The organism is Rhizobium mongolense USDA 1844 (genome assembly GCF_000419765.1).
GTDB lineage: Bacteria > Pseudomonadota > Alphaproteobacteria > Rhizobiales > Rhizobiaceae > Rhizobium > Rhizobium mongolense.
Genome location: NZ_ATTQ01000021.1, coordinates 24454 through 37142 on the forward strand (window position 1 = coordinate 24454; position 12689 = coordinate 37142).

Sequence of the window (12689 nt, forward strand, 5' to 3'; positions counted from 1 at the left end):
TCGCAAAGGATGGTCATTAATGCTCGTAAATAAATGTTCAAATTGCCTCGATCAAATGTTATTACGTTATTGAACATTTAATCTTGGTGCAAAAATGAGCGAAACCCGAAATGCCGATTGGTTTGCCGAAAAATTAAGCGACAAGTCCATTCGCGGAATTGCGTTGGAAACCAGCGCCATGATCCGCGCGGGCGCGCTTCCCGTCGGAACCAAGCTGCCTGCGATCCGCGACCTTGCCTTCGCGCTTGGCGTCAGCCCTGCGACGATCTCTGAGGCCTGGAGCGAGCTGCGCCGCCAGAAGATCATCAGCGGGCGCGGCCGCAACGGCACCTGGATCAGCGGCGATCGGTTCGTTGCCAAGCCCGAGAGGCTTGCAAGTTCCGGCAACTACGGCGAGGGCGTACTCGACCTCACGGCAGCGGTCCCGGATGTAAGCCTGCTGCCGCCCTTGGCAGAAGCCCTTGGATACGGCGCCTCGGCGGATAACCTCAACAGCTACGAACGCAGCCGGATCCTGCCGGAGCTCGAAGCGGCCGTGCGGCGCGACTGGCCCTACGAGCCGGAGGCCTTTCTTGCAACAAACGGCGGCTACAACGCTGTCTATACGCTCTTGCATGCGTTAGTGATGCCAGGCGCTTCGGTCGCAATAGAGAACCCGACGGCCATGCGCCTTCTCGATATCCTCGAGGATCTGGGCGTGCGCATTCTGCCCGTTCAGTGCGACAAGGACGGTCCCCTGCCATCGTCGCTCGAAGCGGCCATGAAATATCGCCCCGTTGCATTTCTGTTTCAGCCTCGGCTTCACTCAGTGACTGGCCAAAGCGTCAGCAAGGCCCGTCTGGAAGCTCTGGGAACTATTCTGGCGGGGAGCGACACGCTGATCATCGAAGACGATGGCGTGGCCGATATTTCCGGCGCACCCAAGCATTCCTTGGGAGGGCGCTATCCGGACCGCGTCATACACATCCTGTCCTATTCGAAGACGCTGGGTCCGGACCTGCGTCTTGCCGTGCTGTCGAGTTCCCGGGCAATCGTGGAGCAGATTCAATCCTATCGGAGCTTCAGCGCCGGCTGGACCAGCCGGATCCTGCAATCGGCGGCAGCGTGGCTGCTCCGCGATCCTAGAACCGAGGAAATCCTTGCCCGCGCACGCAGTATCTATCAGCAGCGCCACGATGATCTGACGAATGCGCTGCGCGTGCGCGGCGTCGAGTTGGATGATGGAGGAGGCCTCTGCGCCTGGATTCCGGTCTCGTCGGAGCCTTTTGCGATGGTCACTTTGGCGGCGAGAGGGATCGCCGTTCACCCCGGCGCAAAGTTCTCGATCCTGCCCAGCAATCATATCAGGGTCGCAACGGGCAATCTTTCGGAGCGTAGCAGCGAGGTCGCGGACGGTATCGCGCTGGCCTGCACGACCGGCTGATCCTGGATTTTGAACAGGAGGGTCCAGATAGGATGGTAAGGTTGGACACCGGGAAGCCTCAAAGGATTGATGAACGCCAGACGCTGAGCCGTCGGCGCGTTAGAACCACATGTCTCGCTACGGAGCCAGACTCAGGCCCGTGGAGTGCGACGTAAGGTTGCCTATGGAGGCTTTCCATGCGTATTCTTAAACGCCCGAACAATGGGTTTTCACCGCCTTGGCAGCAGAACAAACACCGTGGTGGGCATGGGTTTCGCCTGCAGTGGCATGGGCGATCCTGTTGGTGACGCCGTTTACAGGCAGCGCGGGCCCTGTTGGTGCGGCTGCCGGGGTCGCTCTCATCGCCACCGTCTTTGCCGCGGTATTCCACGCCGAGGTGGTCGCACAGCGGGTCGGCGAGCCCTTCGGGACGCTGGTTCTGGCTATCGCCGTCACCGTGATCGAGGTAGCGCTGATCGTCTCGGTGATGATCGCAGCTCCGGGAGAAAAGGCGGACCTGGCTCGCGACACCGTATTCGCCGCTGTCATGATCGTGATGAACGGTATCGTCGGCCTGTGCCTGCTTTCCGGGGGCATGCGTCACCACGAACAGGGCTTTCAGCTCCAGGGAGCGAGTGCTGCCTTGGCCGTACTGGCCGCGCTCACCGTCCTGACGCTGGTCGTGCCAAACGTTGTCACGCGCGCAGCGGGGCCGATGTTCAGCACACCGCAGCTTGTCTTCGCCGGTGCAGTTTCATTGGTCCTTTACGGGTCATTCATCTTCGTCCAGACCGTGCGGCACCGCGACTACTTCCTGCCGTTCGAAGCCGATAACGAGGATGCGCACGCGCCGGTGCCCTCAAACAGGACGGCAGCCACGAGCGCAGGTTTGCTGTTCGTCGCGCTCGTGGCGGTGGTGGGCCTTGCGAAAGCTCTGACGCCTTCGGTGGAGGCAGGAGTAGACTGGCTCGGCGTGCCGAAGGCCGTCGTGGGAATCGTCATTGCGGGCGTCGTGTTGCTTCCTGAATGCCTGGCGGCGCTCAGAGCAGCGCAAGCCAACCGACTGCAGACCAGCCTGAACCTGGCGCTGGGATCGGCACTTGCGACAATCGGCCTGACGATCCCTGCCGTTGCGCTCGTCTCGATCGTGCTTGGCGAGCCGCTGGCGCTTGGCCTGGAGGAGAAGGATCAGACTCTGCTGGTGCTGACGCTGATCATCAGCGTGATCACATTGGGCACGGGCCGGACCACCGTGCTTCAGGGCATCGTGCACCTGGTCGTCTTTGCAGTATTCTTGTTCTTCGCCGTCGCGCCATAGCCCTCCGGTCGCGTCGTATCCATCGCACCCATGGGCTTTTCAGCGACATTCCTTCACGGCCGTCTTTCGAGGTGATGCTTCAGGCGAGCGATCTGCTCAGCGCTCCACCCGTCCACCGCCGTCACCTCGATCCAGGCGTCGATATAATGTGCCGGCGCATAGACGTGCCCATACCCTATGGGGGCTGTGGTGGCCATTGCCATGTCGAGCGTGAGCTGCAGAAGTGTCACCACCGGATACCACCGCAGCTCGGAAGACACGTCCGGACCGCGAGGCGCCATCATCCAATCCGGCTCCCTGTACAGCGACCGGTAATCGAAGAAGGTCACCGGGTCGCTCGCATACTGCAGATAGACGATCCGCATCGGCCCCCACTGCGCTCCCGGAATCGCCAAGGCGTTCTTCTGGCTGGTGAACCGGACATACGAGCCGTCCCGGAAGCGCGGCTGCCAGGCCGGCGAACCGTGAACGCGATCGTCGGTCACCGAGCGCCAGATTCGGCTCGGAAATGGCGGGCCGCTCCACAGGGCTCCATGATACGGATCGCCGATGACTTCGAACAGTTCCGCGGATTGCTCGGAGCTTAATGCCCCAAGGCTCAGCCCATGCAAATAGAGTCTGGGGCGACTTTCCTTGGGCAGTTTGGTCCAATGCGCGTAAACTTCGGCAAACAGCGCGCGAGCGGCATCGGCCCCGTAGTCAGGCTCGACCAGGAGGGATAACCAGCTTGTAAGATAGGAGTACTGCATCGCGATACTCGCCACATCGCCTCCGTGCAGGTATTCGACCGTGTCCATGGCGGCCGGGTCAATCCATCCGGTACCCGTCGGCATCACGACGATGAGCACCGACCGATCGAATCCACCGACGCGCTTGAGTTCCTCGACGGCCAGCTTCGCACGCGCTTCGGCGGTCTCGGCAGATCGCAGCCCGACATAGACGCGGACCGGCTCAAGCGCGTCTCTGCCGAGAAACGACTGCAAATCCTTGCTGGTCGGTCCCGTCGCGATGAATTCCCGTCCAGCCCTTCCAAGCTCGTCCCACTCGATCAGGGAGGCGTCACTGCCGGTCTTGTTCGCACCAGTCGGTTGCTGGCTCTCGGGCTCGATCAATTCGTCGAAGGCTTGGAAGGAGGAATCCGCCGCGTACAGGGCAAGCTTGAAGAGGACCCCGTCGATGAGCGACCAGAACAACGTCACCGCAATGACAATGCCGGCCAAATAGGACACGCGCCTCGACACAAATCGGTTGAGCCTTCTGGACGTGAACAGGAACGTTAGCTGAAACAACCACGCAAGGACGAACAGCAATGCGAAGGTCAGCGCGGCGATCAAACCGACCTCGAAGGGACGCGCAGTATCGACCGGTTCCAAGTCCATCAGGTGGCGAATCGCGTTCTGCCATTCCGACGCCCGCCACAGGAAAACGGCGGCGATCGAAACGCAAACCACTGCAGCAACGAGCTTGATGATCCGCAGTGTGCGGTCCTTTGGCTTGGGCAATTCCAGATAGTGAGCCAGCCAGCGCCCGAACACGCCAAGGCCGTATCCGGCAGCGAAGGAAAATCCGGATAGAACCCCCTGGGTCACAAACGTGCGTGGAAGCAGCGTCGGAGTAAGCGAGGCCGCGAAGAACAGTGCTCCGATCAAAAGACCGGCGGCCGAAAAGGAATTCCAAAACCTGAAGATTTGAGATTGGGACACGGCAGCGGCCCTTAAAGTACACCGGAGTACTCCGAAAAAACCTACCGTGCAAGCTACGACGGCGCAACCTTGAACTGTGGCGCCTCGAATCCGGGTGCTTGACCGAACTGCACTGAGGGGTAGAATTAGCAATATCTTATTTAGACATGCGCGAATCGAACGAGCAAGTCTGTCATCAACGCCATCTACAAAGCGAGCCCGTGTAATGGATTTCTCGGTGATTGATGTACAGCTAGTGGTGACGCTACTGCTGCTCTTGCTCGTCGGCATGGGTCCCAAAATCGCATTGGTGCCTTTTCTCGAAAAGACCAAGCACTACGAACCAGAGACGCAACGGGCCGTCGGGCGACGGATGGTTGTGACGGCGGTCGTCACGGCAATTGTCCTGTTTGCAACCGGAGCGCTCCTCATGCGCCTGCTGCATATCACCGCTGGTGCCGTGGCGGTGGCCGGTGCGATCATTCTTGCGATTCTGGCCATCGAAATGGTCGCCGGGCCCGGCAAAAAGGTCGAGGAGGACCCCGGTGTCCAAGAAGACCCAAGCCGGGTCGCCGTCTACCCGCTGGCGATACCATATCTGCTCAATCCGGTCGGCATCACAATACTCATCGTTGCCTCCGGCGAGGTCGTCTCAATCGCCAGCGCCGGCCTCGTCCTGGGGCTCGTCTTGTTTGTTGGCGCGCTCGACTATCTGGTCTTTTCCAACATCGACAAGGTGGCAAAGCGCCTGAACCCGGTCACTCTGGTAATATCCGAGGTTGTGTTCGGGATCTTGTTGACCGCGGTTGCGGTCGAACTGATGGTTTTCGGGCTGCGTTCACTTGAGATCATTGCGGGGGCCAAGCACTAGAACGTGAAGCTGCTGATGACCTTGGGTGCGAAGCGGCGCAATGCATGGGGAAGCGGATAGGGGGAGTCGGCGAAAACGCACGACGAGCCGAGGGGAGGACGGCATGGCGGACGAGAAAATGGGAGCGGAGCCCTCGACGCTTGCGCCACCGCCTGCAAAAGCTCTCAGGCAAAAAATCCGGTTCGCCGCGTGACGCTGATCGTGATCGCGATCTGCGCCGTGCTCTTCTTCTATGGCATCGCCTCGGACCGATATACTCCGTACACAGCGCAGGGATTGGTGCAGGCGTATCTGGTCAAGATCGCTCCTGAAGTTGGAGGCAAGGTGGTCGAGATCGGCGTCGAAACCGATCAGCGGGTAGAGGCGGGCGCCGTCCTGTTTCGCATCGATCCCGACATGTATGAGCTTGCGGTCCGCCGCGCGGAGGCGCAGCTCGAAGCCGTCGGGCAGTCGATCGGAGCGTCAACCGCTGCTGTTGCGACGGCGAAGGCCAAGCGCGTTGAGGCCATTGCCAAGCGGGAGAACGCGCGGGAGCAGGCGGCGCGTACCTTCGAGCTGGTCAAGAAGGGCGTCTATCCAACCGCCCGCCGAGCGCAGGCGCAGTCCTTCCTGGATTCGGCAGAGGCTGTCGTGGTTCAGGCCGAGGCCGAAGTCGAGAAGGCTCGCCAAGCTCTAGGCCCAACGGGTGCAACCAATCCTCAAATCCGCGAAGCCATGGCGGCATTGGAACAAGCGAGCCTCGACCTCCACAGCACGACCGTGTTGGCTCCCTCCGAGGGCGGCGTGACAAGTCTCTCGCTGGCGCTAGGACAAGTCTTGGGAAAGGGGGAAGCCGCGATGACCTACATCACAGGCTGCACTCGAAAGCTAGGACAGAGCGTATCTCGCTCGAGTTGGCTATGAAGATATTCATCGCAGGTGCTACGGCGCCCTCCAACAGCCGTGCGAAGGCGCAACTCGGCTTCGCGCCGCGGCCCTCCAAGGGTGCTTAATGCATTGCCGCCCATGGAGGTCGACGAATTCGGACCGCGACGCTTTGCGCCGTCGCACGTAAGCGCGGGCCGACTACGACCATCGCAATGGCTTTCTTGGCCCCATGGAAGAGAGCTGTGATTGCACTGCCCCCGCGGTAAATAATCGCCTGCACCGGGTACCTCATCGGGGGCAGCCGCTCACCTGGAGTGGCGCAAACCATTGCTGATCTGTATTCACTCCTAGGCGAGCTCAAAATGCGCGCATCTCGCTTCCACCTTGATGGCAATCCCCGTCAAACCCACGCAAGAAGTGATCCATGGACATCAATCAGGTTAGGTACTTTCTCAATTTGGCGGAAACCTTGAATTTCACCGAAGCCGCACGTCGAAGTGGTGTCTCGCAGCCAAGTCTCACTCGAGCAATCCAGCGTCTCGAGGAAGAATTGGGCAGTCCACTGATCTATCGCGATGGCAAGGACAGCCGCCTTACGGCACTTGGCCGCGACGTCCAGGCCGAGTTCATGCGGATTGAACTCGCGCTTCGAAACGTGCTCGAGCATTCCGAGAGCACGGTGCTCGGCCGACGCCGTATTCTCGACATCGCTGTTGCCCCGACCATAGGGCCTGCTGCCTTTGCCGCATTCTTCGACGACGCGCTTGGAAAGCTTCCTTCCATAAAGATCAACATGCATCAGCTGTTGGCTGGAGAAAGTGCGGACGAAGTGCTTTCGGGCAAGTACCACGCCTGCATCCTGCCGCGGGCGCCGCGTCCCAACCCCAAGCTCAACGTCGTGCCGCTGTTTCGCGAGCGATTCCTCCTTGCCTGCGCGCAGAGCCATCCGTTGGCGGGCAAAGATGTCGTCAGTACCGAGGCAATTGCCGCCTATCCTTACGTCGACCGGCTGGCCTGCGAATTCCACAGCGAGATCACCGAGCACCTGATGGACCATGATGCGGTCATGCAACCGCGCTTCAGTGCCGAGCGCGAGGACTGGGTCCAGCAAATGGTAGCCGAGGGCCGCGCGATCTGCATCATGCCCGAGCGGTCCGTCGTCGTGCCGGGCATAGCGACACGCCCGGTTGAAGGGATATCATTGGAACGCGAACTGGTCTTCGTGACGGTCTCCGGTTCCGGTACGCCGCTCGAGATCCGCAAGATCGCGCAGATGGCAGCTCGGCACGACTGGGCGTAATCGGGCAGAACTGTCCTGATCCTACGGCTATTGAATCTATGCACGCCTGATATTGGGAATCCCCGTGGGGCTTCGCCATATTCAGGCAACAAATCCGAGAACGGAGATAGGCAATGACCTACGCAAAGACCGACGAAGCGGTCAGCAAACTTACGTCCGAGCAATATCGGGTGACCCAGCAAAACGGCACCGAACGCCCCTTTACAGGCGAGTATCATGACAACAAGAGGTCTGGGATCTATGTCGACATCGTTTCAGGCGAGCCGCTGTTTGCCTCGGCCGACAAGTTCGATTCCGGCTGCGGCTGGCCGAGCTTCACCAAGCCGATCGTGTCGGCAAACGTCAAGGAACTGCGGGATGGTTCCCACGGCATGACCCGCACCGAGGTGCGCTCCGCGCATGGCGACAGCCACCTCGGACACGTGTTTCCCGACGGTCCTCAAGACCAGGGCGGCCTACGTTACTGCATCAATTCCGCAGCCCTGCGCTTCATTCCGCGCGACGAAATGGACGCTAAGGGCTACGGTGCGTATCTCAACCAGGTGGAGGATATCTAAATGACCGAGAAAGCTGTTCTGGCTGGTGGTTGCTTCTGGGGAATGCAGGATTTGATCCGCAAGCTGCCCGGGGTCATTCAGACCCGCGTGGGCTACACCGGCGGCGATGTGCCGAACGCGACCTACCGAAATCACGGTACCCACGCCGAAGGCATCGAGATCATCTTCAATCCCGAGACGATCAGCTACAGGCGGATTCTGGAGTTTTTCTTCCAGATCCATGATCCGACGACAAGAAACCGGCAGGGCAACGATGTCGGCGCCTCCTACAGGTCGGCGATCTATTACGTTGACGAGGAGCAGAAGAAAATAGCCGAGGACACCATCGCAGACGTCGACGCTTCGGGCCTGTGGCCCGGCAATGTGGTGACCGAGGTCGAGCCGGCGGGAGACTTCTGGCAGGCGGAGCCCGAGCATCAGGATTATCTGGAGCACTATCCAAACGGCTACACCTGCCACTTCCCGCGCGCCAACTGGGTGCTGCCACGGCGGTCGGCGGCCGAATAACCGGCCGCCTGCCTCTTGCCACGCAAAACAGCGACCATTCGAACCGCTCCTGGAAAGCCCGGCGGATACGCCGGGCGCATAAAAAGGAGCACGTTGTGCAGTCTGGACGCCGCCACTGCGCTGTTGCAGATCCGGGCAAAGATTGGGCTCTGAACGAACATCTAGGTAGTCGGTCTCCGTCGCTGATGTAGAATGCTCATTTCCTCACAGCGACGGAGCATTCCCATGGCCTTCAACACACAGCGGCTTCAATTTGCCGGCCATTCCGGCGCAACCCTGGCTGCCCGCCTCGACGTGCCGAACGGGTCTTTACGCGCCTACGCACTTTTTGCCCATTGCTTCACCTGCTCCAAGGATTTGGCCGCAGCTCGCCGCATTGCAGCGGAGCTTGCGCGCGAAGGTATCGCTGTCATGCGTTTTGATTTCACGGGTCTGGGATCGAGCGAAGGCGAATTTGCTTCGACAAATTTCTCCTCCAATATCGCCGACCTGCTTTCGGCGGCCGACTATCTTCGTCAGCACTATCGGGCACCGTCAGTGCTGATCGGCCACTCGCTCGGCGGCGCGGCGGTGCTGGCCGTCGCCAAGGACATACCTGAAGTGCGCGCCGTTGCTACGATCGGTGCGCCGGCCGATGTCGGCCACGTGTTGAAGAATTTCGGGACGAGCCTCGAGAAAATCGAAAAAAGTGGTGCGGCTGAAGTCGATCTCGCTGGGCGGACGTTCCTTCTCAAAAAGCAATTTGTCGAGGACGCGCGTTCACACCGTATCAAGGATGCGGTTGCGAGCCTGAAAAAGCCGCTCCTCATCCTTCACGCGCCGCTGGATGAGACGGTCGGAATAGAAAACGCCAACGAAATCTTCCTCGCGGCCAGACATCCCAAGAGCTTCATCTCGCTGGACAAGGCCGACCACCTGCTCACTGACATTGACGATGCAGCCTTCGCCGGACGAGTCATATCGGGATGGCTGACCCGTTATCTTGCCGCCGACACGCCGCAGGGCACGGGGATGATCGAACATGTCCGGGTGACGGAAACGGGCGAAGGCAAGTTTCAGAATTCGGTTCAGGCAGGCAGCCACCGGCTTTTCGCAGATGAACCCGGAAACCTGGGCGGGCTCGATACCGGGCCATCGCCCTATGATTTCCTGTCGATCGCACTCGGCGCCTGCACTTCGATGACGCTGCGCATCTATGCCGATCACACGAAGCTGACGCTCGGGCGTATCGGCGTTGACGTCTCGCATGCCAAAATTCATGTCAAGGACTGCGAGGACTGCACCGAAGCGGAACGCAGCGCAAGCGGCAGGATTGATCGTTTCGAGCGCGTCATTTCCATCGATGGCGAGGTCTCCGGGGAGCTTCGCAGCAAGATTGCTGAAATTGCCGACAAATGCCCGGTCCATCGAACGCTCGAAGCTGTGGCGAAGATAAAAACGATCGTGAAATGAGAAAGGTCGACAAGCACCTCGCGGGCGCGCTGGGTCTGGCGCCCGCACGCGCGCCGTCGTCATCGAACGACACCAGTTTCAGTGCGCTCGATCCCTTGACGGCCTAAGGACTATGCGTGGAGGTTACAATTCGGTGTACTTGTGGTCGAACCAAACTCACTGTCCTTCGCAACACTTTGCAGGGGATATCGCCACCGTTCGACCTCCGCGGCTCCGATCGAAATCAAAGCGGTCTGTCGGGTTTACAGACGTTTCTAAACCGCTATCAAGGATGCTGCCGAGTAGAAACTGAAGAGATAGCCATGGCCGATGGAGAAGTCATCGCAGTTGCGGCGGACGACCAGCATCGCTTTTCGAAGAAGCAGACAACAGAAATCCGCGTTCTTACTGGCCTGGGTGTCGAGGGCGACGCGCATCTCGGCCTAACTGTAAAGCACCGATCCCGCGTCGCAGTCGATCCTAGCCAGCCGAACCTGCGCCAGGTTCATCTGATCCACGCCGAACTGTTCGACGAGCTTCGTGAGAAAGGTTTCACAGTCGGACCAGCCGATCTAGGCGAGAACGTCACTACCCGCGGCCTCGATCTTCTGGCGCTCCCCCGCGGCGCTGTTCTGAAGCTCGGAACAGACGTCGAGCTGGAGGTGACGGGACTTCGCAATCCGTGCTCGCAGATCGACAAGTTTCAGCCGGGTCTTCTCAAGGCCGTTTTGGACAAGCGGGCAAACGGAAAGATCATTCTTAGGGCCGGTATCATGACGGTCGTGCTTAAAGGTGGCATCGTGCGCACGGGCGAGGCCATCACCGTGGTGCTGCCTCCGCCCCCCTTCTTTCCGCTGGAGTGGGTTTAAGAAGGCACCGGTGCGGTTCGAGCTATGTGCTTGCGGATGCGACAAGCAAAGGACGCGGGATTTCGCATCCACTCTTTTCCAATGAAGTTCAGCCACCTGGAACAATGGGCACATCTGCGAGTTTGATGGCCACTTCACGAACGCGTGAAAAAAGGAAACTTCGATGACCGAACCCGTTTCATCCGTGGCGCACATTCATACGCGCGACGATAACCCCTACCTCACCGCAGCCTTCAACAAGATCTCCTGGGGCGCCGTGTTCGCCGGCGTCGCAGTGGCACTTGTGGTTCAGCTCCTCTTCAACCTCCTGGGTGCCGGCCTTGGCGCCGCCGTCATCGATCCCGCTTCGAGTGATAATCCGAGTGCGACAACGCTCTCGGTCAGCACGGCAATCTGGTTCGTCGTCAGCGGCCTGATCGCATCGTTTGCCGGCGGCTACATTGCCAGCCGGTTGTCAGGACGCCCCCTTCGTTCGACGGGATCTCTTCATGGCGTCACGTCGTGGGCCGTCACCACGCTGGTCGTCGTCTATCTTCTGACCACTTCCGTCGGCGCGCTCGTCGGTGGCGTCTTCTCTGGTTTGGGCGGCATCGTCTCCAGCGCCGGATCCACGGTGGCCACAGCCGCCACGACTGCAGCTCCGGCACTTGCGACGGCCACCGATCCAATGGCCGGCGTCGAGCAGAGCATCCGCGACGCAAGTGGCGGCAACGATCCAGCGGCGCTGCGCGATGCCGCAGTCGCCTCCGTACGCGCAGTTCTGACAGGCGACCAAACCAAGGCAGAAGAAGCACGCAATCGCGCTGCCGACGCCATCGCCCGAGCTCAGAACATTCCTGTCGATCAGGCCAAGCAGCAGGTCGCCCAGTACGAGCAGCAGTACAAGGACGCCGTTGCCCAGGCCAAGCAGCAGGCGACCGAGGCCGCCGAAACCGCAGCGACAGTGTTCTCGGCGGGAGCGATCCTGGCATTCATCGCCCTAGCCGTAGGTGCTATCGCGGCTTGGATCGGCGGCGCCGTCGGCACGACCCACGTCGTGCGGGACGAAGACGTCTACGTGACGCGCTGAACATTCCAGGTCCACGTAGACAGACCGCTCACCCGGGCTGCCCATTTGAAACCGCGGCTCTTACGTGGGTCAATAAAACGGTCATGGCGGGCCCGCACCTTAACGCCCCGTTGCTCTGCGAACTTGGTCGGCGCCTGGGACTTAAGGATCGGCTTCGCCTTGAGCGCCGTACCGGCCGGTCCCTGCGAGTTCTGGAGTTAGGAACAGTTGGGCGCCGCTATCGTTATTGTTTGTTATGGAGGACGTCATGTCGAACGTTTCGAAGACAGGTACCGACGCGATCAACAATGCAAGCAGCCCGACTACGTTCGGGCGTTCGGTCGAAAGCCAGGCGCAGATCGCTGACGCGGCCGCGCAGGGCGCGCCCGGCAGCGCTGGGGAAGCACTCAGCATCTATCGTCTCGAGCCGATCGCCGCACCGAACGATCCAAGATGGGCCAACTCTCCAGGACATGGAGTTGTCGTCGTGGCGGCGAGGACGCCAGGCGACGCACGGATCATGGCGGCGAGTCGCGAGCTGGACTTCATGGAGGTCGATGCAGCGCCTGCCGAAGACGTGACGACAGCTAATGCGAGCGCTTTCCGGGACGACAAGCTTTACACCGTAATCGAGATCGACCGTGATCGTACCGACGTTTCGCGCGGGATCCTTGATGGCGACGTCTCGGTCGATACGATCCGACCAGTCGAGCCGGACTGACGCGCTCCGATCTCCCTCCACTAAGATAGGCGGCCTTTTCCTGTTCTGATCCAAGGTTGGTGGATACCCAATACCGTCCCGTGTCGATAACGGGACGGCGGGAGGTCGGTGGCGAT

Annotated in this window: 12 protein-coding genes; 11 read left to right on the top strand and 1 reads right to left on the bottom strand. The window is 60.4% G+C overall.

Annotated elements, in window-relative coordinates; all coding sequences use genetic code 11:
* The first annotated feature begins 94 nt into the window (after positions 1-94).
* Positions 95-1423, top strand: a complete 1329-nt coding sequence (locus tag A3C3_RS0129230; protein ID WP_022718124.1) for an aminotransferase-like domain-containing protein — start codon at positions 95-97, stop codon at positions 1421-1423.
* 217 nt (positions 1424-1640) lie between these two features.
* Positions 1641-2720, top strand: a complete 1080-nt coding sequence (locus A3C3_RS0129235; protein ID WP_028740105.1) for a calcium:cation antiporter — start codon at positions 1641-1643, stop codon at positions 2718-2720.
* Positions 2721-2773: 53 nt separating this feature from the next.
* Here the strand turns inward: A3C3_RS0129235 and A3C3_RS0129240 are convergent, their stop codons facing one another.
* Positions 2774-4423 (bottom strand): alpha/beta hydrolase, encoded by a 1650-nt coding sequence (locus tag A3C3_RS0129240; protein WP_022718126.1) that lies wholly within the window; start codon positions 4421-4423, stop codon positions 2774-2776.
* Positions 4424-4628: 205 nt separating this feature from the next.
* Between A3C3_RS0129240 and A3C3_RS0129245 the strand changes: the two genes are divergently transcribed.
* The 9 genes from A3C3_RS0129245 (at position 4629) to A3C3_RS0129300 (ending at position 12573) form a co-directional block, all read left to right on the top strand.
* On the top strand, positions 4629-5273 hold the full coding sequence (locus A3C3_RS0129245; RefSeq protein WP_022718127.1) for a MarC family protein: 645 nt from the start codon (positions 4629-4631) through the stop codon (positions 5271-5273).
* 189 nt (positions 5274-5462) lie between these two features.
* Positions 5463-6176, top strand: a complete 714-nt coding sequence (locus A3C3_RS39560) for an HlyD family secretion protein (RefSeq protein ID WP_022718129.1) — start codon at positions 5463-5465, stop codon at positions 6174-6176.
* Positions 6177-6564: 388 nt separating this feature from the next.
* The gene (locus A3C3_RS0129265) at positions 6565-7440 is read left to right on the top strand and encodes a LysR family transcriptional regulator (RefSeq protein ID WP_022718130.1); all 876 of its coding nucleotides are present in this window, start codon (positions 6565-6567) and stop codon (positions 7438-7440) included.
* Positions 7441-7553: 113 nt separating this feature from the next.
* Positions 7554-7997: a peptide-methionine (R)-S-oxide reductase MsrB gene (msrB, locus tag A3C3_RS0129270; RefSeq protein ID WP_022718131.1), complete on the top strand. Its 444-nt coding sequence runs from the start codon at positions 7554-7556 to the stop codon at positions 7995-7997.
* Positions 7998-8504 (top strand): peptide-methionine (S)-S-oxide reductase MsrA, encoded by a 507-nt coding sequence (gene msrA / locus A3C3_RS0129275; RefSeq protein ID WP_022718132.1) that lies wholly within the window; start codon positions 7998-8000, stop codon positions 8502-8504.
* Positions 8505-8729: 225 nt separating this feature from the next.
* Positions 8730-9956 carry a bifunctional alpha/beta hydrolase/OsmC family protein gene (locus tag A3C3_RS0129280; RefSeq protein ID WP_022718133.1) on the top strand — a complete coding sequence of 409 codons (1227 nt, stop codon included), beginning with the start codon at positions 8730-8732 and terminating at the stop codon, positions 9954-9956.
* 302 nt (positions 9957-10258) lie between these two features.
* Positions 10259-10804, top strand: coding sequence for an MOSC domain-containing protein (locus tag A3C3_RS0129290; RefSeq protein ID WP_022718135.1), 546 nt, complete (start codon positions 10259-10261; stop codon positions 10802-10804).
* A gap of 163 nt (positions 10805-10967) precedes the next feature.
* Entirely contained in the window at positions 10968-11873 is a 906-nt protein-coding gene (locus tag A3C3_RS0129295) for a hypothetical protein (protein WP_022718136.1), read from the top strand.
* A gap of 247 nt (positions 11874-12120) precedes the next feature.
* On the top strand, positions 12121-12573 hold the full coding sequence (locus tag A3C3_RS0129300) for a hypothetical protein (RefSeq protein ID WP_022718137.1): 453 nt from the start codon (positions 12121-12123) through the stop codon (positions 12571-12573).
* Positions 12574-12689: the final 116 nt, after the last annotated feature.